This window comes from Mesorhizobium sp. LNJC405B00 (genome assembly GCF_000502615.1).
In the GTDB taxonomy this organism is placed as follows: domain Bacteria; phylum Pseudomonadota; class Alphaproteobacteria; order Rhizobiales; family Rhizobiaceae; genus Mesorhizobium.
In genome coordinates this window covers 261202-285652 of the sequence record NZ_AYWC01000004.1, presented here as the reverse complement: position 1 = coordinate 285652, position 24451 = coordinate 261202, and the positions used below count along the sequence as shown (strand labels likewise).

The 24451-nt window shown below is 63.1% G+C and carries 21 protein-coding genes; 17 read left to right on the top strand and 4 right to left on the bottom strand.

Annotated features, from left to right (window positions below; all coding sequences use genetic code 11):
* Nucleotides 1-2 precede the first annotated feature (2 nt).
* Together araH and X756_RS154920 are read left to right on the top strand one after the other, a co-directional pair.
* Nucleotides 3-953: an L-arabinose ABC transporter permease AraH gene (gene araH, locus X756_RS154915; RefSeq protein ID WP_023729461.1), complete on the top strand. Its 951-nt coding sequence runs from the start codon at nucleotides 3-5 to the stop codon at nucleotides 951-953.
* Nucleotides 954-977: 24 nt separating this feature from the next.
* On the top strand, nucleotides 978-1757 hold the full coding sequence (locus tag X756_RS154920) for an SDR family oxidoreductase (protein ID WP_023729460.1): 780 nt from the start codon (nucleotides 978-980) through the stop codon (nucleotides 1755-1757).
* 62 nt (nucleotides 1758-1819) lie between these two features.
* Here the strand turns inward: X756_RS154920 and X756_RS154925 are convergent, their stop codons facing one another.
* Complete coding sequence (locus X756_RS154925; protein ID WP_023729459.1) at nucleotides 1820-2767, bottom strand: GlxA family transcriptional regulator; 948 nt, start codon at nucleotides 2765-2767, stop codon at nucleotides 1820-1822.
* 87 nt (nucleotides 2768-2854) lie between these two features.
* Here X756_RS154925 and X756_RS154930 point away from each other — a divergent pair, with 87 nt between their 5' ends.
* The 7 genes from X756_RS154930 (at nucleotide 2855) to ugpC (ending at nucleotide 10026) form a co-directional block, all read left to right on the top strand.
* A complete protein-coding gene (locus X756_RS154930; RefSeq protein WP_023729458.1) occupies nucleotides 2855-3562 on the top strand; it encodes a DJ-1/PfpI family protein in 708 nt (235 codons plus the stop codon).
* A gap of 121 nt (nucleotides 3563-3683) precedes the next feature.
* Complete coding sequence (locus X756_RS154935; RefSeq protein WP_023668124.1) at nucleotides 3684-4418, top strand: FadR/GntR family transcriptional regulator; 735 nt, start codon at nucleotides 3684-3686, stop codon at nucleotides 4416-4418.
* The gene (locus X756_RS154940; protein ID WP_023729457.1) at nucleotides 4415-5611 is read left to right on the top strand and encodes a PLP-dependent transferase; all 1197 of its coding nucleotides are present in this window, start codon (nucleotides 4415-4417) and stop codon (nucleotides 5609-5611) included. Before X756_RS154935 ends, X756_RS154940 begins: the two co-directional genes overlap by 4 nt.
* Nucleotides 5612-5637: 26 nt before the next feature.
* The gene (locus X756_RS154945; RefSeq protein WP_023685297.1) at nucleotides 5638-6915 is read left to right on the top strand and encodes a sugar ABC transporter substrate-binding protein; all 1278 of its coding nucleotides are present in this window, start codon (nucleotides 5638-5640) and stop codon (nucleotides 6913-6915) included.
* Nucleotides 6916-7183: 268 nt separating this feature from the next.
* On the top strand, nucleotides 7184-8107 hold the full coding sequence (locus X756_RS154950; RefSeq protein ID WP_023687907.1) for a sugar ABC transporter permease: 924 nt from the start codon (nucleotides 7184-7186) through the stop codon (nucleotides 8105-8107).
* Complete coding sequence (locus X756_RS154955) at nucleotides 8107-8955, top strand: carbohydrate ABC transporter permease (RefSeq protein WP_023668128.1); 849 nt, start codon at nucleotides 8107-8109, stop codon at nucleotides 8953-8955. Before X756_RS154950 ends, X756_RS154955 begins: the two co-directional genes overlap by 1 nt.
* A 3-nt stretch (nucleotides 8956-8958) precedes the next feature.
* Nucleotides 8959-10026: a sn-glycerol-3-phosphate ABC transporter ATP-binding protein UgpC gene (gene ugpC, locus X756_RS154960; protein ID WP_023668129.1), complete on the top strand. Its 1068-nt coding sequence runs from the start codon at nucleotides 8959-8961 to the stop codon at nucleotides 10024-10026.
* Nucleotides 10027-10028: 2 nt separating this feature from the next.
* Here ugpC and X756_RS154965 read toward each other — a convergent pair whose 3' ends face one another.
* Nucleotides 10029-10904 carry an AraC family transcriptional regulator gene (locus tag X756_RS154965; protein ID WP_023687910.1) on the bottom strand — a complete coding sequence of 292 codons (876 nt, stop codon included), beginning with the start codon at nucleotides 10902-10904 and terminating at the stop codon, nucleotides 10029-10031.
* 213 nt (nucleotides 10905-11117) lie between these two features.
* Here X756_RS154965 and X756_RS154975 point away from each other — a divergent pair, with 213 nt between their 5' ends.
* The 6 genes from X756_RS154975 (at nucleotide 11118) to X756_RS155000 (ending at nucleotide 20106) form a co-directional block, all read left to right on the top strand.
* A complete protein-coding gene (locus X756_RS154975; RefSeq protein ID WP_023729456.1) occupies nucleotides 11118-12584 on the top strand; it encodes an alpha-glucosidase/alpha-galactosidase in 1467 nt (488 codons plus the stop codon).
* 98 nt (nucleotides 12585-12682) lie between these two features.
* Nucleotides 12683-14794 carry an ABC transporter substrate-binding protein gene (locus X756_RS154980; RefSeq protein ID WP_023725460.1) on the top strand — a complete coding sequence of 704 codons (2112 nt, stop codon included), beginning with the start codon at nucleotides 12683-12685 and terminating at the stop codon, nucleotides 14792-14794.
* 97 nt (nucleotides 14795-14891) lie between these two features.
* A complete protein-coding gene (locus tag X756_RS154985; protein ID WP_023696253.1) occupies nucleotides 14892-15899 on the top strand; it encodes an ABC transporter permease in 1008 nt (335 codons plus the stop codon).
* On the top strand, nucleotides 15900-17036 hold the full coding sequence (locus tag X756_RS154990; protein WP_023687914.1) for an ABC transporter permease: 1137 nt from the start codon (nucleotides 15900-15902) through the stop codon (nucleotides 17034-17036).
* A 10-nt stretch (nucleotides 17037-17046) separates the two neighbouring features.
* Nucleotides 17047-18714: an ABC transporter ATP-binding protein gene (locus X756_RS154995; RefSeq protein WP_023729455.1), complete on the top strand. Its 1668-nt coding sequence runs from the start codon at nucleotides 17047-17049 to the stop codon at nucleotides 18712-18714.
* A gap of 21 nt (nucleotides 18715-18735) precedes the next feature.
* Nucleotides 18736-20106, top strand: a complete 1371-nt coding sequence (locus tag X756_RS155000; RefSeq protein WP_023729454.1) for an alpha-glucosidase/alpha-galactosidase — start codon at nucleotides 18736-18738, stop codon at nucleotides 20104-20106.
* 29 nt (nucleotides 20107-20135) lie between these two features.
* Here X756_RS155000 and X756_RS155005 read toward each other — a convergent pair whose 3' ends face one another.
* Together X756_RS155005 and X756_RS155010 are read right to left on the bottom strand one after the other, a co-directional pair.
* Nucleotides 20136-21782 carry an acetolactate synthase large subunit gene (locus tag X756_RS155005; RefSeq protein WP_023729453.1) on the bottom strand — a complete coding sequence of 549 codons (1647 nt, stop codon included), beginning with the start codon at nucleotides 21780-21782 and terminating at the stop codon, nucleotides 20136-20138.
* Nucleotides 21783-21889: 107 nt separating this feature from the next.
* Entirely contained in the window at nucleotides 21890-22777 is an 888-nt protein-coding gene (locus tag X756_RS155010) for an AraC family transcriptional regulator (protein ID WP_023685286.1), read from the bottom strand.
* A gap of 99 nt (nucleotides 22778-22876) precedes the next feature.
* On the opposite strand from X756_RS155010, the gene X756_RS155015 reads away from it, so the two are divergent.
* Together X756_RS155015 and msuE are read left to right on the top strand one after the other, a co-directional pair.
* Entirely contained in the window at nucleotides 22877-23581 is a 705-nt protein-coding gene (locus tag X756_RS155015) for a glutathione S-transferase family protein (RefSeq protein WP_084569885.1), read from the top strand.
* A 133-nt stretch (nucleotides 23582-23714) separates the two neighbouring features.
* Nucleotides 23715-24275: an FMN reductase gene (gene msuE / locus X756_RS155020; RefSeq protein WP_023729451.1), complete on the top strand. Its 561-nt coding sequence runs from the start codon at nucleotides 23715-23717 to the stop codon at nucleotides 24273-24275.
* Nucleotides 24276-24451 lie beyond the last annotated feature (176 nt).

Genomic DNA, 24451 nt, shown 5'->3' with positions numbered 1-24451 from the left:
CCATGACCGATCAGTTGAAGAAGATCCTGCTCGGCGAACAGGGCCTCGTCGTGATCTTCATCGTCGCCTTCGCGCTGGTGTCGCTGCTGGTGCCGAATTTTCTGACCGACCGCAACATGCTCGGCCTGCTGCAATCGGTGGTCACCGTCGGCATCGTCGCCTGCACGATGATGTTCTGCCTCGCCGCGCGCGACTTCGACCTCTCGGTCGGTTCGATCGTTGCTTTCGCCGGCATGGTCGCGGTGATGGCGTCGAACTATACCGGATCGATCATCCTCGGGCTTCTTGCGGCAATCGCCTGCGGCGCCTTCGTCGGCTTCATCAACGGCGTCGTCATCGCCAAGTTCCGCATCAACGCACTGATCACGACGCTTGCCACCATGCAGATCGTGCGCGGCCTTGCGCTGATCGCATCGGACGGCCGCGCCGTAGGCATCAACAGCCCGGATTTCTACCAACTGGCGCTGTCGAAGCTGTTCGGCATTCCGACGCCGGTCTGGGTCCTGGCCGTGCTGTTTTGCATCTTCGGTTTTGTCCTCAATCGTACCGTCTTCGGCAAGAACACGCTGGCCATCGGCGGCAACCCGGAGGCTTCGCGCCTGGCCGGCGTCAATGTCGACTGGACGCGCATCTGGATCTTTGCGCTGCAAGGCGTGGTTTGCGGCATCGCCGGCATCCTTTTGGCCTCGCGCATCACGTCGGGCCAGCCCAATGCGGCGGTGGGGCTTGAACTCTCGGTCATCTCGGCCTGCGTGCTCGGCGGCGTCTCGCTTGCCGGCGGCCGCGCCACCATGTCGGGCGTCATCGTCGGCGTGCTGATCATGGGCATCGCCGAAAACGCCATGAACCTGCTCAACATCGCAGCCTTCTACCAATACATTGTGCGCGGCGTGATCCTGCTGCTTGCCGTTTTGCTCGACAATCTGCGTTCGTCGGCACTGGGCCGGCGCTGACCATCTTGCAGTGGAGTGACAGCCATGGCTGAGCGCCTGTCCGGCAAACGCATCTTCCTCACCGGCGCCGCGCAAGGCATCGGGCTTGCCATCGCCGAGGCCTGCCTGGCCGAAGGGGCAAAGCTGTTCCTGGTTGATCGCGACGGCGCGCTGCTGGACAAAACGGTCGCCGGCCTAGCAGCGCCGCAGGGCCATGTCGGGCATGTCTCAGCCGACATCAGCGGCGGGGCCGCGATTGCCGCTGCGGTCAGTCAAGCGACCGACGCGATCGGGCCGATCAACGCGCTGATCAACAATGCCGGGATGAATGTGTTCTCGACGCCGCTCGAGGCGACCGAGGAGGAGTGGAACCGCAATTTCGACGTCAACGTCAAGGGCGCCTGGAACTGCGCCAAGGCGGTGCTGCCGGCAATGATCGCAAATGGCGGTGGCGCGATCCTCAACATCGCCTCGACGCACAGCTTCACCATCATCCCTCATACCTTCCCCTATCCCGTGGCCAAGCACGCGCTGCTTGGGCTGACCAAATCGCTGGCGCTGGAATATGCCGGGCAGGGCGTGCGCGTGAACGCGCTGGCGCCCGGTTATGTCGAGACGCAGAAGGCGACCGACTATTGGAACAGTTTTGCCGATCCGGTTGCGGCGCGCGCCAGGACGCTGGCGCTGCATCCCGGCGGCCGCATCGCCTCGGCGCGCGAGATCGCGCTGGCCGCTGTGTTCATGATTTCTGAGGAGTGCCCGTTCATGAACGCGGCGACCCTCGTCGTCGATGGCGGGCTCAGCCAGCTACAGCATCCCGCCTGAACGCTGGAGAGGCTCTATTTCTACGGCGTCGACCGCCGGCTTAATGGCGCAAGCCGTCGCGATCAGAAACGCTCGCGATAGGCGCGCGGGTTGGTGCCCAGCACGCGCAGAAAGCCGCGCCGCATGGTTTCTTCCGAGCCGAAACCGCAGCGTCGTGCCGTCTGGTTGACGGGCTGGCCACGCTCCAGCATCCGCCGCGCCGCCTCGATCCGGATCTCCTCGATCGCGCGGGCGGGAGTTCGGCCTGTGGCCTCGTGATAGCGCCGCGAGAAGCTGCGCGGGCTCATATTGGCGTGGTCGGCCAACCGCGCCAGCGACAGGTCGCCGGCGAGATTTTCGAGGATCCAGCCATGCAGCCGGTCGAAGCGCCCGTCGCCTTGCTGCAGCTTGAGGGTCTGGCTGAATTGCGCCTGGCCACCGGGACGTTTCAGGAAAACCACCAACTCGCGCGCCACGCCGAGCGCCGTGTGCCGGCCAAGGTCGGCCTCGACGAGCGAGAGGGCGAGATCGATCCCCGACGTTACGCCGGCGGATGTCCAGACATTGCCGTCGCGGATGAAGATCGGATCGGGTTCGAGCCGGACCGCGGGAAAGCGCCGGGCGAACTCCGCGCAGCGTCCCCAATGGGTCACCGCGCGGCGGCCGTCGAGCAGGCCAGCCGTCGCCAGCAGCATGGCGCCGCTGCAGACGGAAGCGGTTCGGGTGGCATCGCGCGAGCGACCGGCGATCCACTGGACCAGCACGGGATCGTCGCAGGCCGCGTTGACGCCCCATCCGCCGGGGACAAGCAGCGTGTCGATCTTACCTCCGTGGGTTGGCAGCGCCGTGGCCTCCAGCACCAGACCGGCCGAGGTCCTTATCCGGGGCGAGGCGGCGACGACCACGACCTCGTAGGGGGCCGGCGCGCCCGCCTGCCTCTTGAAGTCGTTGGCGCTGGCAAAGACCTGGAGCGGTCCGCTGACGTCGAGGAGCTGGATGTCGGGATAGGCAAGCACTTCGATACGGCGCATCGGGTTTGGCCTGAAACGAGGGGTGAATGGCAATCGTGCCAAACCATGATGCCGTAGATTGCCTGAAGTCAACCCAAGGAGATTTCCATGCCCCTGCGTTTCGGCATCCTCGTATTCCCTGACGTCCAGCAGCTCGATCTCACCGGCCCATACGAAGTCTTGGCATCGGCCAAGGATGCCGAGGTGGAACTGATCTGGAAGGATCGCAACCCGGTGACGTCATCGACGCGCCTCTCGCTGACGCCAACCGCGACCTTCGACGATTGCCGGCCTCTCGACGTGCTGTGCATTCCGGGCGGGGGCGGGGTCAACGCGTTGCTGGAGGACCAGACAGTCCTCGATTTCGTGTGGGAGCGCGCGGGGCAGGTGCGCTACATCACCTCCGTTTGCAGCGGTGCCCTGGTGCTTGGGGCGGCCGGGCTGCTTAGGGGCAAACGGGCGACAACGCACTGGTATGCGCATGATTTCCTGGAAGAGTTCGGAGCGATCCCCGTCGATGAGCGGATTGTCGAGGACGGCAGGCTCATCACCGCCGGCGGCGTCACTTCCGGGATCGACTTCGGCCTGGCGCTGGTTGCGAGGCTGCTTGGACAGGAGGAGGCCGAGATCGTGCAGCTCTCGCTCGAATACGCCCCGGCTCCTCCCTTTCGGTCCGGCACGCCCGCCGAGGCGTCGCCTGCGGTGCTGGCGCAGGCAAAAAAGCGCCTCTCTGGTTCGAGGCGGGTTCGCGAGGCAATCTTCGCTCGCTGGCGCGAGGCTCGCGCCGCCGCTGCGCCGGCGCGCATCCCCGGCTGAAGCAGCAAGGCCGAAGGTGCATCCCCTGGCCCTTCGGCCTCGCTGCGTTTCCACTGTTGACAGGTCCCTTCGTCTGTGCAGAAATTGGTTGGACCATTGAACCACTTCGTTAATAGCGCCGGTGACCGAATTCAGCCTTCCGCCGATCCAGACGACGGCCCGCGACGACGCGGTGCTGAAGGCGTTGGCCGGCTTCGTCATGCGCGAGAAGCTGGAACCCGGTGAGAGGCTGCCGACCGAACGCATCCTCGCCGAGCGGCTCAAGGTAAGCCGCAACACGGTGCGCGAGGCGCTGACGCGCTGGGAAGGGCTTGGCCTGGTCGAGCGCCGGCAGGGCTCGGGCACGTATCTCAAGGCCGCCGTCTCGCTCGACATGCTGCACATGCCGCTGACGCTTGCCGGCGGCAATGATTTCACCGGCCTGATGCGCACGCTGGAAATCCGCCGCGCGCTAGAAGCGGAAGCCGCCGCCCTTTGCGCCATTCGTGCCGACAAGGACGACCTCGCCGAGATCGAGCGCAAGCTCGACATCATGGAGGAAGAGTTTCTCAGCCGCGCCGGCATGTCGTCGGAAGAGGACTGGGAATTCCATCAGGCGATCTACCGCGCCTGCGGCAATCCGCTGTTCGAGCAGATTATCGCCGCCATGCACGAACTGTTCCACCGCTTCTGGGAACATCCGCTCGGCGTGCGCGATTTCGGCCACGCAAGCTTTCCCTACCACCGCACCATGTTCGACTGCATCGCCGCGCACGATCCGGAAGGCGCCCGGGCCGAAGCGCTGAAGCTGATCGCCACGGTCGAGGACGATTTGAAGCGCGGCGCCGCCAACCTCAAACTTTCGGTCCGCACATGAACGAGCACAGCTTCGACCCAGGCATTTCCGGCAGCGACTATCTCGCCGAGGCGGCGACGCTTCTGGCGCATGACGACCCGTTCCCCGGCAATGCGGTGGTGCCGCCGATCTACCAGACCTCCCTGTTTACCTTCGCCAGCTATGCCGACATGGCCGACACCTTTGCCGGGCGCAGGAAACAGCCGATCTATTCGCGCGGCGACAATCCGACGGTGATGGAATTCGAGTCGCGCGTCGCAGCGCTTGAAGGTGCTGAAGCCGCACGTGGTTTTTCGAGCGGCATGGCTGCGATCAGCGCGACGTTGCTGGCTTTCCTCGGCGCAGGCGAACGCATCCTTGCGGTGCGCAATTGCTATGGCGACGCCTACCGACTGTTCGAGCGGCTGTTTCCGCGCCTGCATATCAAGGTCGACTATGTCGACGGCTCCGATCCGGATGCGGTGGCCGCGGCACTTCCCGGTGCGAAACTGCTCTACCTGGAAAGCCCGACCTCGATGATGTTCGAGCTGCAGGATCTCGAACATCTGACGCGGCTGGCGAAAGAGCAGGGCATCGTCACCACAATCGACAATTCCTGGGCGACGCCGGTGTTCCAGAAGCCGATCCTGCACGGCGTCGATCTGGTGCTGCACTCGGCCTCGAAATATCTCGGCGGCCACAGCGATACCGTCGCCGGTGTGGTGGCGGGCTCGGCCGCCCATATCAAGCACATCAACGACCAGACCTACTCGCAGCTTGGCGCAAAGCTGTCGCCCTTCGAGGGCTGGCTGCTGTTGCGCGGCCTGCGCACGCTGCCGCTGAGACTGCCGCATCACATGAAGAGCGGGCTCATCATCGCCGAGCGGTTGAAGGCGCATGACAAGGTCGAGCGGGTCAATCATCCCGCCTATTCCAACCATCCCGGCAAGAAGACGCTTGCCGGCTATGCCGGGCTGTTCTCCTTCGAGGTGACGGAGGATGTCGACATTCCCGCTTTCGTCGATGCGCTGAAATTTTTCCGCATCGGCGTCAGCTGGGGCGGTCATGAAAGCCTCGTCGTGCCGGCAAAGGCCTCGCTCGAGCAGACACCGGGTCTCAATTCGATGGCGCGCTTCGGCGTCAGCCCCCGAACCATCCGCTTCAATGTCGGATTGGAAAGCGTCGAAGACCTCTGGGCCGACATCGGCCAGGCCTTCGACAAAGCAAAAAAATGACTGGGTTCAAAATGGGAGTTCTGAACATGAAAAGACTGAGCATCATGCTTGCCACCGCTGCCGGCCTGGCGATGTCCGCCAGCGGCGCATTGGCCGACACCACCCTCAAGCTGGTCGAGGTCATCACCAGCCCGCAGCGCACCGAATTCCTGAAGAAGCAGATCGCCGAGTTCGAGGCCGCCAATGCCGGCGTCAAGGTCGAGGTGGTCTCGCTGCCCTGGGGTCAGGCCTTCGAGAAATTCCTCACCATGGTGCAGGCCGGCGATACGCCCGACATCGTCGAGATGCCGGAGCGCTGGATGGGCCTCTACGCCACCAACGGCCAGCTCGAGGATCTCGGCCCTTACATGGCCAAATGGGACGACGCCAAGACGCTGGGCGACCGCGCCAAGCAATTCGGCTCGACCGTCAACAACACTCAGTTCATGATCCCGTACGGCTACTATGTGAATGCGCTGTTCTGGAACAAGAAGTTGTTCAAGGAGGCCGGTCTCGACGGCCCGCCGGCGACACTCGACGACTTCATCGCCGACTCCAAGAAGATCTCCGCCATTCCAGGCAAGTACGGCTATTGCCTGCGTGGTGGGCCGGGCGCCTTCAACGGCATGCACATGTTCATGAACATCGCCGCTGGCAAGGGCGGCTACTTCAACGAGGACGGCACCTCGACCATCAACGAGGAGGGCTCGGTCAAGGGCCTGCAGATGCTGGCCGACATGTACAAGGACGGGCTGGCGCCCAAGGATGCGGTGAGCTGGGGCTTTAACGAGACCGTCACCGGCTTCTATTCCGGCACCTGCGCCATGCTCAACCAGGATCCGGATGCGCTGATCGGCATTGCCGACAAGATGAGTGCCGACGATTTTGCAGTGGCGCCGCTGCCTGTAGGGCCAAGCGGCAAATCCTATCCGACGCTGGGCTATGCCGGCTGGGCGATGTTCGCCAACTCGCAGCACAAGGACGATGCCTGGAAGCTGATGGCGACGCTGTTGTCGCCCAAGGACAATCTCGAATGGGCCAAGGAAGTCGGCGTCGTGCCGATCCACAATGGCGCCGACCAGGATGCCCACTTCAAGACCGAGCAGTTCAAAGGCTGGTTCACCGAACTCAGCGACACTTCCAAATATGAAATGGTGACGCCGCCGACACATCTGGAGAACCTCGGCAATTTCGTCGACCAGGTGGCGATCAAGAATTTCCAGGAAGTGCTGCTCGGCCAGAAGTCGGCCAAGGACGTTGCCGATCAATGGGCCGCGTTCCTGACCAAGGAACAGCAGGACTGGCTGGCCAAGAACAAGAAGTAGTTCTTCCACCTTCTCCCCGTTTACGGTGAGAAGGTGGCCCGAATGCATATCGCCCAAAAGTGCGTAGCGGTTTTGGGGCAACGACATGCACAGACAGGCCCGGATGAGGGGCAGCGCGAGCACCCCAAGGCTGGCGCCGCCCCTCATCTGCCTGCCCGTCCTCCGCAGCAGCTGTGCTGCAGCTACGGAGGGTGGACCGGCATCTGTTCCCCAATGAACGGCGACGCTTGTTGCCAATCCGCTCCTCCAGGAGACGATCCAGAAGCCAATGACCTACGCCGTACCCGAAATACGATCCGCAGGCCGACCGCGAAAGAAGCGGCTGACGCATGCAGCAATCGAGCCCTGGCTTTATCTCAGCCCGGCGATCGTTCTGCTGGTCGTGGTGCTGCTGGTGCCGCTGATCATCGGCATCAGCTATTCGTTCCGGAAGTTCTCCGCCTTCAAATCCGAATATGTCGGTCTAGGCCAGTATCAGGCGATGCTGACCGACCAGGTGCTGGGGCAGGCGCTGGTCAACACGCTGTGGTGGACCGTCGCCAGCCTGTTCTTCCAGTTCTTCCTCGGCCTGGGCCTGGCGCTGCTGCTCGACAAACCGTTTGTCGGGCGCAAGTTCGTGCAGGCGGTGGTGTTCCTGCCCTGGGCGGTGCCATCTTTCCTGTCGGGGCTGACCTGGGCGTGGCTGTTCAATCCGATCATCGGACCACTGCCGCATTGGCTCTTCACGCTCGGGCTGAAGGCCGAGCCGACCAATGTGCTGTCCGATCCGGCCACCGCCATGTGGGGGCCGATCATCGCCAACATCTGGTTCGGCATTCCGTTCTTCGCCATCACTCTGCTGGCGGCGCTGAAGTCGATCCCGTCGGAACTGCATGAGGCGGCCGCAATCGACGGCGCTTCGCCCTGGCAGCGCTTCACCAAGGTGACGCTGCCGTTCCTGGCGCCGACCATCGTCATCACCGTCATGCTGCGTACGATCTGGATCGCCACCTTCGCCGATCTGATCTTTGTCATGACCGAGGGCGGGCCGGCAGGCTCGACCAGCACGGTGCCGGTCTACATCTATGTCAGTGCCTTCAAGTCGCTGGACAAGGGCTATGCCTCCGCGGTGGCGGTGCTGCTCTTGATCTTGCTGATCGCCTATGCGATCGCGCTGATCGCCATCCGCCGCTTGCTGGTGAGGCACGTCTGATGATTGCCGGACGCTCCACCTCCTCGCGCATCTTCAGCGGCATCGGCCTCTACGCGGCGATTGCCGCCTATATGATCTTTGCGCTGTTTCCGATCTTCTGGACGCTGAAGATTTCGGTAACGCCGGAGCGGCTGCTCTATTCCGAGGGCATCACGCTGTGGCCGTCGCAGACCACCTTCCGCAACTTCATCACTGTCCTGGAAGCCTCTGACTTCCCCCGCTATTTCCTCAACAGCGTTATCGTCTCGGTGTCGACGGCGGCCCTGGTGACAGTCATCGCCACGCTCGCCGGCTACGCCATGTCGCGCTTCACCTTTCGCGGCAAGGCAACGCTGGCGATCATGCTTTTGCTGACGCAAACCTTCCCGCTGGTGATGGTCATTCCGCCGATCTACCGCGTCATGGGCGAGCTTGGCCTGACCAACAGTCTGGTTGGTCTGATCATCATCTACACCGCCTTCAACACCGCCTTCGCCACCTTTCTGATGCAGTCCTTCTTCGACGGCATTCCGAAGGATCTGGAGGAAGCGGCGATGATCGACGGCTGCACGCGGGCGCAGGCGATGCGCAAGGTGATCGTGCCGCTGACCTTGCCCGGCATGGGCGCCACGCTCGGCTTCGTCTTCACCGCCGCCTGGAGCGAATTGCTGTTCGCGCTGATGCTGATCTCCAGCGACGACCAGAAGACCTTTGCCGTCGGCCTGCTCACCTATATCGGCAAGTTCGCCGTGGACTGGGGGCAGATGATGGCGGCGTCGATCCTGGCGCTGATCCCGGTCTGCATCTTCTTCGCCTTCCTGCAACGCTATCTCGTCACCGGCCTCACCGCCGGCGCCGTCAAAGGATAATCGATGGCTTCCGTCACGCTGCAAAACGTCGAGAAGGACTACGGTTCGCTGCGCATCCTGCACGGCGTCGACCTCGAAATCGCCGATGGCGAGTTCGTCGTTCTGGTCGGCCCGTCCGGCTGCGGCAAGTCGACCCTTTTGCGCATGATTGCCGGGCTGGAGGAAGTGTCGGGCGGCGAGATCCATATCGGCGATCGGCTGGTCAACGATGTCGCGCCGAAGGACCGCGATATTGCCATGGTTTTCCAGTCCTACGCGCTCTATCCGCACATGGACGTGTCGTCGAACATGGGCTTCAGCCTGCTTTTGAAGAAGGCGGAGAAGACGACGATCGACGGCAGGGTAGGGGCGGCGGCCAAGCGCCTCGGCCTCGACAGTTTCCTCGGACGTCTGCCCAGGCAACTGTCCGGCGGCCAGCGCCAGCGCGTCGCCATGGGCCGCGCCATCGTGCGCGATCCCAAAGTGTTCCTGTTCGACGAACCGCTCAGCAATCTCGACGCCAAACTGCGCGTCCATATGCGCGCCGAGATCAAGGCGCTGCACCAGCAGCTCAAGACCACATCGGTCTATGTCACCCACGACCAGATCGAAGCCATGACTATGGCCGACCGCATCGTCGTCATGCATGACGGTTACGTCCAGCAGGTCGGCCATCCGCTCGAACTCTACGATCGGCCGATCAACACTTTTGTGGCCGGCTTCATCGGCTCGCCCGGCATGAATTTCTTTCCGGCGACAGTCGCCAAGGGCGGCAAGGTGGATGCGGTGCTGGCCGACGGCCAGAAGCTGAGATTGCCTGATGGCTTGCCATCGAAGGATGGCGATGTGCTCACCGTCGGGCTACGGCCGGAGCACATCCAGCTTGCCGACGATGGTCCGCTCAAGGCAGAAGTCGAGGTGGTCGAGCCGCTCGGCCTGTCGACGCAGTTCTATGTCCGGCTCGCCAACCAGCTGGTTTGTGTCTTCGTCATGGGACGCAGCACTATCCGACCGCGCGATACGGTGCGGCTGTCTGCCGATCCGGCGGCGCTGCATCTATTCGATCCCGCAAGCGGCAACCGCATCGGGTAATCCTATCGAAGGCTGCCCAGGCTGGCATACATGCCGGTGGTACGGAACTGCGTCGGGTTGATGCCGTAGAGCCGGCGGAAGACTTTCGAGAAATAGTTGGCGTCCTCGAAGCCGCACAGGATGGCGACCTCCTTGACCGGCAGGAAATCGGCTTTGGTTAGCAGCTTCGCCGCCCGCTGCAGCCGCTGCTGCAGCACGAACTCGGCCGGCGGAACGCCTTCGCTCTCGGCGAAGCAGCGCGAGAAATGGGCGCGGCTGAGGCCGCTGATCTGGACGAGCTCGGCCACGGGCAAGGGCTTGTCGAGATTGGCGTTGATATGATCGATGACCGGCTGCATGACGCTCTGTTTCTCAGTGAAGGCGTGCGAGCCGAAGACATCGTCGTAAAGCGCCATCGCCGCCTCATAGGCGATTGCCGAAGCAGCGCCAGGCGAAGCGCCGCCCTTGATCAGGCGCAGGCTGCAATCGGCGAGATGATCGATCGTCTCCGGCTGCAGCCGAAACACCGGGCCGGAGACGCTGAGTATGGATTTGTGGACGCGCAGCGCCTCCTCGCCATTCATCGAGATCCAGAAATATTCCCAGCGGTCGCCCTTCTCCAGCCAGTAGCGATGGTTGTGTGGCACCAGCACCAGCAGCGTGTCGTTGGCCTGCAGGCGGTAGTTGCGGTTCTCGTAGCGCAGCTGGCCGGTGCCGCTGATCGTGTGCTGCAGCACGGTGAACGGTGTCTGGCCGCGCTTGCGCCCATCCCAGTCATAGGTCACGCCCTCGCGTACTTCATAGCCGGTGCTGGTCGGCATGGCATGCAGGCGCTGGCGGCCGCGCGGCAGCGAAATGGTGCGCATCAACTGTCCGTTGGCGATCAGATCATGCAGCACAAAATTACCCTCGAAAGCATAATCGTTCTCTGGCCGCGCCCTGGAATAACGGCATAATCCAAATCCTGAGAACGCGAAAGACCCGCGGTCGAGGAGCGGGCGGGGAGGAGAACGAGCCGGAATTCCGGCTCGAATGGCATGCGCGCCGAGGCGAGCCGCCATTCCCTTTCCTGTTGCTCCTTACCCGGCATTCGAATGCATCGAGGTGAGGTGATGAGTTTCAAAATCGCTATTATCGGCGCCGGCAGCGTCGGCTTCACCAAGAAGCTGTTCACCGATATTTTGTGCGTCCCGGAATTCAGCGACATCGAATTCGCGCTGACCGATCTCAGCGAACACAATCTGCAAATGATCAAGGCGATCCTCGACCGCATCGTCGAGGCCAACAAGCTGCCGACCAGGGTGACGGCGACGACCGACCGCCGCAAGGCGCTGGAAGGCGCGCGCTACGTCATCAGCTGCGTGCGGGTGGGCGGGCTCGAAGCCTATGCCGACGATATCCGCATTCCCTTGAAATACGGCATCGACCAGTGCGTCGGTGACACGATTTGCGCCGGGGGCATCCTCTACGGCCAGCGCAACATCCCGGTCATCCTCGACTTCTGCGAGGATATATTGGAGGTCGCCGAGCCAGGCGCCAAATTCCTCAACTATGCCAACCCGATGGCGATGAACACCTGGGCGGCGATCGAATATGGCAAGGTCGATACGGTCGGCCTCTGCCACGGTGTCCAGCACGGCGCCGAACAGATCGCCGAAGTGCTCGGCGCCAAGTCGCACAGCGAACTCGATTATGTCTGCTCCGGTATCAACCACCAGACCTGGTTCATCGATTTGCGGCTCAACGGCCGCAAGATCGGCAAGGACGAACTGGTGGCTGCCTTCGAGGCGCATCCGGTCTATTCGCAGCAGGAAAAGCTGCGCATCGACGTGCTGAAGCGCTTCGGCGTCTACTCCACCGAAAGCAACGGTCATCTCTCCGAATATCTGCCCTGGTATCGCAAGCGGCCGGACGAAATCACCCGCTGGATCGACATGTCCGACTGGATCCATGGCGAGACCGGCGGCTATCTTCGCTACTCCACGGAAACCCGCAACTGGTTCGAGACGGAATATCCGCAATTCCTCGAAGCGGCGTCGAAGCCGCTCGACGTATCGAAGCGCTCGAACGAGCATGCCAGCCATATTCTCGAAGCGCTGGAGACGAACCGCGTCTATCGCGGCCACTTCAACGTCAAGAACACCGGCATCATCACCAATCTGCCGCAGGACGCGATCATCGAATCGCCCGGTTTCGTCGATCGCTTCGGCATCAACATGGCGTCAGGCATCACGCTGCCGGAAGCCTGCGCGGCCACCTGCATGGCTTCGATCAACGTTCAGCGCATGTCGGTGCATGCGGCTGTTACGGGCGACATTGACCTGCTCAAGCTCGCGGTGCTGCACGATCCGCTGGTGGGTGCGGTGTCGACGCCGGAAGAGGTCTGGCAGATGGTCGACGAGATGGTCGTCGCCCAGGCGCGTTGGCTGCCGCAATACGCCGATGCCGTGCCGGCCGCCAAGGAGCGGCTTTCGAAATCGATGGTGAAAACCCGCGACTGGGCGGGTGCGGCGCGGCGCAAAGTGCGCTCGATCGAGGAACTGCGCGCCGAAAAAACGGCCCTGAAACAGGCCGGCTGAGAATGCTGGCAGGCGGACAGCGGGAGGCCGGTTCGCCAATCAGCCATCATGAATAGATGCGGGCAGCAGCAGACGTCGAAACATCTGGGAGGAACACAATGAGGAACTTTCGTGGAATTGGCATTCTCGCCGGGCGAAGAATTGGCATTCTCGCCGGGCTGGCGCTGAGCGTCTCGGCATTGGCGCTTGGCAGTGCATACGCGTCCGAGCCGACCACGCCGCCGGCGCCGGCGGCGTTTCCCGCCGAGGGCAAAATCAAATACGTCGCCCGCGATTCCATCCTGGAGTTCAAGGCGCTGCCCGAATATCACGAGCCCGAGTGGGTCACCGAGAAATACGTCAAGACTGGCAAGCTGCCGCCGGTCAAGGATCGCCTGCCGAAGGAGCCGCTGGTGTTCAAGACCGGCAATATGCCGGACGGCATCGGCGTTTATGGCGACACCATGCGCCACGTCATTGGCGGCCGGCCGGAAGGCTGGAATTATGGCGCCGGCCAGACCCAAGGATGGGGCGGCATCGACATCGGCCTTTCGGAATGCCTGACGCGCACCGCGCCTTTGTTCCAGGTCGAGGCCAAGGACACCGAGCCGCTGCCCAACCTCGCCAGGAGCTGGGACTGGTCGAAGGATGGCCACACGCTGACCATGCACCTGGTCGAAGGCGCCAAATGGTCTGACGGCGTTGCCTTCAATGCCGACGATGTCATGTTCTACTGGGACGATGAGGTCGTCGACCCCAATGTCTCGCCGTTGAACGGCGCCACAGCGGAAACCTTCGGTGTCGGCACGACGCTGAAGAAGGTCGACGACTACACCGTCGAGTGGACCTTCAAGGACGCTTTCCCCAAACAGTATCTCTACGCCATGGCCTACGGCACCTTCTGCCCCGGCCCGGCGCATATCCTGAAGCCGCAGCATCCGAAGTACTCGAAGAATACCTACGAGCAGTTCAAGAACGCGTTCCCGCCGGAATATATGAACATTCCGGTGATGGGTGCCTGGGTGCCGGTGGAGTATAGGCCCGACGACATCATCGTCTTGCGCCGCAATCCCTACTACTGGAAGGTCGACGAGAAGGGCAACCAGCTGCCCTATCTCAACGAACTGCACTACAAGCTGTCGACCTGGGCCGACCGCGACGTGCAGGCGGTGGCAGGGGCCGCCGACTTCTCCAACCTCGAGCAGCCGGAGAATTTCGTCGCTTCGCTGAAGCGAGCGGCGGACAAGGACGCGCCGGCCCGGCTCGCCTTTGGCCCGCGCCTGATCGGCTACAATCTGCGCATGAACTTTTCCGCCAATGGCTGGGGCAATCCCGACGAACGCGGCCAGGCGATCCGCGAGCTCAATCGCAATGAGGACTTCCGCAAGGGCATCACCATGGCGCTCGACCGCAAGGCGCTCGGCGACTCGCTGGTCAAGGGGCCGTTCACCGCCATCTACCCCGGTGGCTTTTCCTCGGGCACCAGCTTCTATGACCGCAACTCGACCGTCTACTATCCCTTCGACATCGAGGGCGCCAAGGCGGAACTGGCCAAGGCTGGTCTCAAGGATACGGATGGCGACGGCTTCGTGAACTTCCCGGCCGGGACCGCCGGCGGCAAGAATGTCGAGATCGTGATGCTGGTCAACAATGACTACGGCACTGACAAGAGCCTCGCCGAAGGCGTCGTCGGCCAGATGGAAAAGCTTGGCATCAGGGTCGTGCTCAACGGCCTCAACGGCACCCAGCGTGATGCCTCGCAATATTCCGGCCGCTTCGACTGGCTGATCAGGCGCAACGAGCAGGAGCTGACTTCCGTCGTGCAGAATACCGTGCAACTCGCGCCCGTCGGACCCAAGACCAGCTGGGATCACCGCGCGCCCGAAAGCGGCGTGGTCGACCTGATGCCGTTCGAAAAGGAGCTTGTCGACATCGTCAACAAGTTCGTCTCCTCGTCAGACAATGACGAGCGCGCCAGCCTGATGAAGACGTTCCAGAAGATCTCGACGGAGCATGTCTACAATATCGGACTGACCGAATATCCCGGCGCCCTGATCATCAACAAGCGCTTCTCCAACATCCCGCAGGGAACGCCGATCTTCATGTTCAACTGGGCCGAGGATTCGATCGTGCGCGAACGCGTCTTCGTCGCCGCCGACAAGCAGCAGAAATACGAACTCTTTCCCGACCAGCTTCCCGGCAAGCCCGGCGACAAGGGTCCGACGAACTGAGTTTCCTCCCCTGGCTGACGCCCGGCCGCGCTGCGCGCGGCCGGGACGGAGTAAGGTCAGCGGCAACAGATTAGATCCAAGGAGGAGAAACGGTCCGATGCTGCGATTCCTGGCCATGCGCATAGCATCGGCGGTCCCGGTCATGGTCATCCTGAGCCTGGTCACCTTTGCCATCATCCAGGCGCCGCCGGGCGACTATGCCGACTATATCCGCTCGCAGCTCATCAACCAGGGCGGGGCGTCTTTTGCCGAAGCCGACGCGCAGGCGCAAGCCTATCGGGTCGAGCACGGCCTCGATAAACCGCTGCCCGTCCAGTACCTGAACTGGGTCGCCGGCATCATCACCCGCGGCGATTTCGGCTACAGCCTCTATTACAACAAGCCGGTCGCCGCCGTAGTCGGCGAGCGGCTGCCGCGCACGCTGCTGCTGGCACTGGTCTGCCATCTGCTGGCGTCGGTGCTCGGCATCACCTTCGGCATCTGGGCGGCGACCAGGCAATACACATGGATCGACTCGGCGCTGTCGGCCATCTCCTTCCTCGGCATGACGGTGCCGCGCTTCCTGATGGCGCTGATCATCGTCTATCTCCTGGTCTTCCAGTTCAACGTGTCGGAGATCGGCAGCTTCTTCTCGCCGCAATATGGCGGCGCGCCGTGGTCGTGGGCGAAATTCGCCGACCTCGTCAAGCATGTCTGGCCGGTGGTGGCGATCGCCACCTTCGGCGGGCTCGCCTACAATATGCGCGTCATGCGCGGCAATCTGCTCGATACGCTGAACGCGCAATATGTCGAGACGGCCAAGGCCAAGGGCCTGACCGGCAGCGCCGTCGTCATGCGCCATGCCGTGCCCAACGCACTGCACCCGCTCATCATGTATCAGGGCGTGGTGCTGCCCTACATGCTGACCGGCGAGATCGAGACGGCGATCATCTTTGCGCTGCCGACGGTCGGGCCGGCCATTGTCGGCTCGATGGCGGTCGGCGACGTTTATGTCACGGCGACCTTCATGATGGTGCTGTCGGCAACGCTGATCGTCGGCAACATCATCGCCGACATGCTGCTCGCGCTGCTCGATCCGCGCGTACGCCAGTTCAGGGAGAGCTAGATGCTGGCGCGTGACCCATCCCCGCCGCCGCCCCCGGCTGAAGCAACCGCGATTGCGACCCCACGCGGCAATGAGAGCTATATGGCGCTGGTCTGGCGCCGGCTGAGGCGCTCCTGGACCGGCATGGCCGGGCTGATCCTGGTCGTGCTTCTGGTGCTGATGGCGCTATTCGCCGATTTCTTCGCGCCGATGGACCCCAAGGTGACCGATGTCGCTTTCGCCCCGCCGCAAGTGATGAGTTTTCACGACAGAGACGGGAATTTCGTGCTCCAGCCGCGGGTCTATGCGCTGGCGGATTCTGCTGACCTCGACCCGGTCACCTTCCAGCCGGTCGTCGGGCCGGATTACGAGCATCCGCGCCTGCTCGGCTTCTTCGTCAAGGGCGCCGACTACCGGCTGCTTGGACTGATCCCCGCCAACCGGCATTTCTTCGCTTCGGCCGACGGCCAGCCGGTGCATTTTCTCGGCACCGACAAATTCGGCCGGGATGTGTTGTCGCGCGCCATCCAGGGCTCGCGCGTCTCGCTGATGATCGCGCTGACGGTGGTGTTCATCATCACCGTCATCGGCACCACGGTCGGCATGGTCTCGGGCTATTTCGGCGGCCGCTTCGACGTCTGGATGCAGCGCTTCGTCGAGCTGGTGCTCGCCTTCCCGCAATTGCCGCTTTATCTTGCGCTGACGACGCTGATCCCGGTGACCGCGCCGACCAACGTCTTCCTCGCCTTCGTCATCATCGTCATGTCGGCGCTGGGCTGGGCGCAGATGTCGCGCGAGGTGCGCGGCAAGACGCTGGCGCTGGCGCGGATCGACTATGTGCGCGCCGCCATGGCGGTCGGCGCCACCGACATGCGTATCATCATGCAGCACATTTTTCCCAATGTGATGAGCCACGTCATCGTCGCCGTGACGATCGCGATCCCGACGGTGGTACTGCTCGAAGCCTTTCTCGGCTTCCTCGGCTTCGCCGTGAAACCGCCGCTGATCTCATGGGGGCTGATGCTGCAGGACACGGCTACCTATTCGGTCATCGGCACCTACCCGTGGATCCTGTCGCCGGTCGGCTTCGTGCTGATCACCGTCTTTGCCTTCAACGCGCTGGGCGACGGCCTGCGCGATGCCGTCGATCCTTATTGAGGTGGCCGGGATGACTGTAGCGCTCGCAGCCACCTTCGCACCAGCCGTCCGGTTCGACCATGCCGGCCGCCACGACCAACCCATCATCGATGCCCGCAACATCGAGGTCGCCTTCAAGGTCGAGCACGGCGTCGTCGACGCGGTGAAGGATGTCTCGTTCCAGCTCTATCGCGGGGAGACGATCGCCATCGTCGGCGAGTCCGGTTCCGGCAAGTCGGTGACGGCGCGCGCTGTCATGGGGCTCTTGTCAAAGCGGGCCACCGTGTCGCCGAAATCCACCATCGACTATTGCGGGCAGGACATACTGAAATTCCCCGAGAGCGCCCGGCGCAAGTTGCGCGGCAATCGCATCTCGATGATCTTCCAGGAGCCGATGAGCTCGCTCAACCCGATCTATACGGTCGGCAGTCAGATCGTCGAGGCGATCAGGGTGCATCGAAAGGTCAGCCGCAAGCAAGCCTGGGCACGGGCGCTCGAGCTTTTGCGCCATGTCCAGATCCCCGAGCCGGAAGCGCGCATCAAACAGTATCCGCACCAGATGTCGGGCGGGCAGCGCCAGCGCGTGATGATCGCCATGGCGCTCGCCAACGACCCCGATGTGCTGATCGCCGACGAGCCGACGACGGCGCTCGACGTCACGGTGCAGGCGCAGATCCTCAATTTGATCCGCAATCTGCAAAAAGAACTCAGGATGGCGGTCATCCTGATCACCCACGACCTCACCGTGGTGCGAAAATTCTCCGACTATGTCTATGTCATGCAGCATGGCGAGATGTGCGAGCACAACGTCACCGAGCGGCTGTTCGCCGACCCGCAGCATGCCTATACGAAGCGGCTGCTCGCTTCCGAGCCGCACGGCAAGCCGCAGCCGCTGCCGGAAAACAGCGGCACCATCCTCGAGGCCCGCGATATGCGCGTCTGCTTCATGCTGCGCCATGGCAGCTTCCTGAAGCCGGACTGGCGCGAACTGGTCGCCGTCGACGATCTCGGCCTGAAACTTTGCCGCCACGAAACACTGGGGCTGGTCGGCGAATCCGGCTCCGGCAAGACCACGTTCGGTCTCGCCTTGCTCAAGCTCACCGAGGCCAAGCGCGGCGAGGTCAGCTTCGACGGCCAGCAGATCCACGGCCTGTCGCGCGCCGGGATGCGGCCGCTGCGCTCGCGCATGCAGGTCGTTTTTCAGGATCCGTTCTCGTCGCTCAACCCGCGTATGACGATCGGCCAGATCATCGAGGAAGGGCTGGTCGTCAACAGGATCGGCGCGACACGGCGCGAGCGGGTCGGTCGGGTGCGCGACGCCCTGGTCAGCGCCGGCATGCCCGGCGATATCCTGTCGCGGTTCCCGCACGAATTTTCCGGCGGCCAGCGGCAGCGCATCGCCATTGCCCGAGCCATCGCGCTGGAGCCCGAATTCATCCTGCTCGACGAACCGACATCGGCGCTCGACCTTTCGGTGCAGGCGCAGATCATCGACCTGTTGCGCAAGCTGCAGGACGAACGCGGCCTTAGCTATCTCTTCATTTCGCACGACCTCAAGGTCGTGCGCGCGCTCTGCCATCGCGTCATCGTCATGCAGAACGGCAAGATCGTCGAACAGGGACCCGTCGACGAGGTCCTCACCCATCCCAAGACCGCCTACACCGAACGGCTCGTCAGGGCCGCCTTCGACGTGGCGTAGCAAAGTGCCGGAGGTTTAATAGTGGCAAGACATCCCAGGATCACCTTCATTGGCGCGGGTTCGACCGTGTTCATGAAGAACATTGTCGGCGACGTGCTGCAGCGGCCATCGCTGTCAGGCGCGACGATCACGCTGATGGACATCAATCCGCAGCGGCTGGAAGAGAGCGCCATCGTCGTCAACAAGCTGATCGCGACGCTGGGCGTGAAGGCGAAGGCCGAGACCTATTCCGACCAACGCAAGGCGCTCGCCGGTGCCGACTTCGTCGTCGTCGCCTTCCAGATCGGCGGTTACGAGCCCTGCACCGTCACCGATTTCGAGGTGCCGAAGAAATACGGCCTGCGCCAGACCATTGCCGACACGCTCGGCGTCGGCGGCATCATGCGCGGCCTCCGGACCGTGCCGCATCTGTGGAAGATCTGCGAGGACATGCTGGCCGTCTGCCCCGACGCGATCATGCTGCAATACGTCAACCCGATGGCGATCAACACCTGGGCGATTTCAGAGAAATTTCCTGACATCAAACAGGTCGGCCTCTGCCATTCGGTGCAGGGCACGGCGATGGAACTGGCGCACGATCTCGACATTCCCTACGACGAGATACGCTACCGCTCGGCCGGCATCAACCACATGGCCTTCTACCTGAAGTTCGAGCACCGGCAGCCGGATGGCTCTTACCGCAATCTCTATCCGGACCTCGTCCGCGCCTATCGCGAGGGCAGGGCGCCGAAGCCGGGCTGGAACCCACGCTGCCCCAACAAGGTGCGCTACGAGATGCTGACGCGGCTCGGCTATTTCGTCACCGAAAGCTCCGAGCATTTCGCCGAATACACGCCCTATTTCATCAAGGAAGGCCGCCCCGACCTGATCGAGAAGTTCGGCATTCCGCTCGACGAATACCCCAAGCGCTGCATCGAACAGATCGAGCGCTGGAAGGGCCAGGCCGAGGCCTATCGCTCGGCCGACCGCATCGAGGTCGAGCAGTCGAAGGAATACGCGTCCTCGATCATGAATTCGGTGTGGACCGGCGAGCCGTCGGTGATCTACGGCAATGTCCGCAACAATGGCTGCATCACCTCGCTGCCGGACAATTGCGCCGCCGAGGTGCCGTGCCTGGTGGACGCCTCCGGCATCCAGCCGACCTATATTGGCGAGCTGCCGCCGCAACTCACCGCGTTGATACGCACCAACATCAATGTGCAGGAACTGACGGTGCAGGCGTTGATGACCGAAAACCGCGAGCACATCTACCACGCGGCGATGATGGACCCGCATACGGCGGCCGAACTCGATCTCGACCAGATCTGGGCGCTGGTCGATGAGTTGCTGGCGACACATGGCGACTGGCTGCCGGCCTGGGCGCGTGGGAGCGCCAAGGTCCGGGCCGCCTGAGCGCTGCTGCGGCGGTATCTACTCCACCGTCAGGCCTCCGGTGGCGCCGTCAACCGGTGGCGCAGTTCCTCGACCAGCACGCGCTCGTTCTCCGAATAGTCGATCGGAACGACGACGAGATGGACGCCACCGCCGGCAAAAGCCTGTTCAAGCGTCGATTGTATTTCTGAGACGGCGCCGACCCTGGTTCCCTTGGCGCCATAGGCTTCGGCATATCTGACGAAATCGGGATTGCCGAAGGTCATGCCGAAATCGGGGAACTGGTCGACCGCCTGCTTCCAGCGGATCATGCCGAAAGCATTGTCCTCGATGATCAGCACGACCAATTTGAGCTTCAGCCTGACGGCGGTTTCCAGTTCCTGGCTGTTCATCATGAAGCCGCCATCGCCGCAGATCGCCATGACGCGGCGGCCGGGATAGAGCATCGCGGCCGTCATCGCCGACGGCAGGCCGGCGCCCATCGTGGCCAGGGCGTTGTCGAGCAGCAAAGTGTTGGCGACGCGCGTGCGGTAGTTGCGCGCAAACCAGATCTTGTACATGCCGTTGTCGAGCGCCAGGATGCCATCGGCCGGCATCACCGCGCGCACATCGTGCACCAAGCGCTGCGGCGTGAAACGGTCTTCGGTGGCGCGGGTGGCAATGCGGCTCAAAATCCCTTCGCGCAGCGGCAGTAGCGCCTGCGCGTTGGGGATCTTGCCCTCGATCCGGTCGGCAAGCAGCCTGAGCGAAGCGCCGATATCGCCGACCACTTCGGTCTGCGGGAAATAGACCTGCTCGACATTGGCCGGCTGGTAACCGACATGGATCACGTTCGGTCCCTTGTCGCCCATAATGAAGGGCGGCTTCTCGATCGTGTCGTGGCCGATAGTGATGATGAGGTCGGCCTGTTCGATGGCCTCATGCACATAGTCGCGCTCGGAGAGCGCGGCGGTGCCCATGTAGAGTTCGGTGCCGCCGGGCACCGTGCCCTTGCCCATCTGCGTGGTGAAATAGGGGATGCCGGTCCTGATCACGAACTGGGCGAGGTCGGACGTCGAGCGCGGCCGCGATGCGGCGGCGCCCAGCATCGCCAGAGGACGCTGCGCCTTGATGATCATCTCGGCGGCGCGGTCGAGCGCAAGCGGGCTGGCCAGCGGAAGCTCGACCGGATGCGGCGGGATCAGCGCGACATCGTCGCACTCCTCGGCCGCGATGTCTTCGGGCAGTTCCAGATGCACCGGTCCCGGACGCTCCTCCTCGGCAATCCGAAACGCTTCGCGCACCACGGCGGGAATGGTCTTCGCCGAGATGATCTGGCGTGACAGCTTGGTCAGCGGCTTCATCGCGGCGACGATGTCGACGATCTGGAAGCGGGCCTGGCGCGACGACCGGATGCCCTTCTGCCCGGTGATCATGATCATCGGCATGGCGCCCAGCAGCGCATAGGCGGCACCCGTCGTCAGGTTCAGGGCGCCGGGCCCGAGCGTGGTGATGCAGACGCCCGGCTTGCCGGTGAGCCTGCCATGGGTGGCGGCCATGAACGCCGCCGCCTGCTCATGACGGGTGAGGATGAGCTGGATCGAGGATTTGCGGATGGATTCGACGACGTCCAGGTTTTCTTCGCCGGGAATGCCGAAGATGCGATCGACGCCCTCATTCTCGAGGGCGGCAACAAGCAGGTCAGAACCTTTGGGCACGAAGCATCTCCTGGGCAAAGCGGCGGCGAACCGCGTCGGGATATGATCAGACATAGTGCTGGCAAAGTCCTACCGCGAGGCCCGGCCGCCGCCAATATCGCTCTGCCTTACAGATCCTTCCGTTTCCTGAATTGGCCGGGCGAGACGCCGGCGTGGCGGCTGAAGGCGGTGGAGAAGGCGGCTTCCGAGCTGTAGCCGACCGCCTCGGCGACTTGGCCCAGGCTCTTGCCCTCGTGCAGCAGCCGGCTGGCCTGCCGCATGCGGCAGCCAAAGAGATAGGCCATGGGCGCTTCGCCGACGAGATCGCGAAAGCGGGCGGCAAAGGTTGCCCTGGAGAGCCCGACCGCGCGTGCCAGGGTCTCGATCGTCCAGTCGTGGCCATAGGCTTCATGCAGGGTCGCGAGCGCTCTGGCGATCGCGGGGTCCTGCAATCCCCTCAGCCAACCTGGATTGTCCATGCTTTCCAGACCGGAGCGCAAGGCGCGCGTGACGATGGCCCCAGACAGGCGAGCCATTACTACGTCGCTGCCGGGACCTTCGTCGGTCGCTTCAACCAGCAAGGCCTCGACATAGCCACGCAGCCATTTGGGCAGACGGCCATTCGATCCCCGGATGTGAACGATGCGCGGCAGGCCGGCAAGTGCCGGATGGTCGGCGTCGCGAAAGGCGAAGGCGCCGCACAGGATGACGGTCTTTTCGCCTTCGCCGCCGCTGCGAATACGCCCGGCTGCGGTTTGGGTCGCCAGTTCGGCGGCGGGGACGTTCGCGCTTTTGAGCGCGCCGGGCGACCGCAGCACATGCGGATCGGCGCGCGGTGCAATGATCAGGTCGCCGGCATCGAGAGGCTCGACATCTTCCTCACCGAACACCGCCTCGCATCGCCCCTTGATGACGACGTGAATGCCGCGAAGCCCAGCCTGGCTGAACGAGATCGCCCAGGGCGCGGCCAGTTCCAGGCGCCGGTACCCGGCGGCTGCGAAGTGCAATTCGCGCATGAGGGTAGCCAGGAGGTCCACGCTTCGCTCCAGAAACAGACGATCGATAAATCAATCCAGACGCTGTCGAATAGCGCGCCGGCCTTACTGGACCTAGCTATGCCCGACAGGCCGCTTGTCGGCGATAACGAAACTCAGGAGTTATTCATGCCGCCAATCGAGCTTTTTGTCGCGCAGCTTTGTCCCTATGCACATCGTGTCAGGCTCGCCCTTGCCGAGAAAGGCCTGCAGGCGACGGAAATCGAAATCGATCTGCGCAACAAGCCGGCGTGGTTCCTGAAACTCACGCCGACGGGAAAGGTGCCGCTGCTGCGCCATCAGGGGCAATATGTCAGGGAGTCGGCGATCATCTGCGAATATCTCGATGATGCATTCCCCGAACGGCCGATTTTCCCCAGGGATGCTCATGCCCGCGCTGAGGCGCGCATCTGGATCAGCTTCGCCGACACGCAGCTTTACGCCAGGACGGCAACCATGATGCACAGTTCCGACGCTATGGTTCATGAGCGGATCAAGGCCCAGCTTGCCGACGCCCTGCGCTTTGTGGAACAGCATGCCTTTGCGAGGCGAGGGGCGGACGAACGGTTTTTGCTGGGCTCGGAATTCAGCGCCGCCGACGTCGCCTTCTATCCCTGGTTCGAACAGCTGTGCGTGCTTGAGAAATATCTGGGCTTTGCCATGCCGGCCGAATGCAAGCGCCTGCTACGCTGGCAGGAAATGGTTGCTGCCAGGGAGGCGGTGCGGACCTGCGCCAGGTCAACCGGCTTCTATCTGGAATCCTATGGCCGGCTTCTCGCGGCCTGAGACGAGCGGGCAAACGGAAAAAAATTCCTCACTATGGTGCTGCAAGGTCAGTCATTTGCTTCTTGCTGCAGGCGCAAGCCTGTAAACATGCGGTATGAAGCGGGCCTGCCCGCCGCGCAAGAGGTGCCAGAATATGCCCAATCCAACCGTCGTCGGGTTTTCCGGCAATTTCACCAGGCCGTCCAAGACGCGCGGTTTCGTCGACCAGGTTGTCAGGGATATTGCGCGCCAGCATGGCCTGTCGGCGAGCACCTATGACATCGAAGACCTCGGCCCGTCGCTCGGTGCTGCCAAATGGGCGCGCGATCTCGACGGCCAGGCACGGGCAATCTTCGACAGCGTCGTCAATGCCGATGTGCTGGTGGTGGGGTCGCCGACCTACAAGGGCAGCTACACCGGCCTGTTCAAGCACTTCTTCGATCTGTTCGATCCCGCCGCCTTGCGCGGCAAGCCGATGGTGCTGCTTGCCACCGGCGGCAATGATCGCCACGCGTTGATCGTCGAGCACCAGCTGCGGCCGTTGTTCGGCTTCTTCGAGGCGCTGACGCTGCCGACAGGGGTCTATGCCACGGACAAGGACTTTTCCGACGGCGTGCTGCGGGCCGAACCCATCCTGAAGCGCGTCGAGCAGGTTGTCGGCGAGGTCGGGCTGGTGCTGGCCAATCGCTCGCCAGCCGGCGTTGCTGCCGGATAGAGCGAGGCGGGCAGGCCGCCTCCGGCTTTGCTCGGGAGTGAATAAAAAGGCCCGCCAGCGACGCGAATCGTGACGAGCCTCCTTGGAGTAGGCCAGGCCTCCCACAACCCGATTGCCTTCAAAATCAATACCCCGCCGGCTAGGCCTGGCGGGGTATCGATAGTAGGGTCTGGATC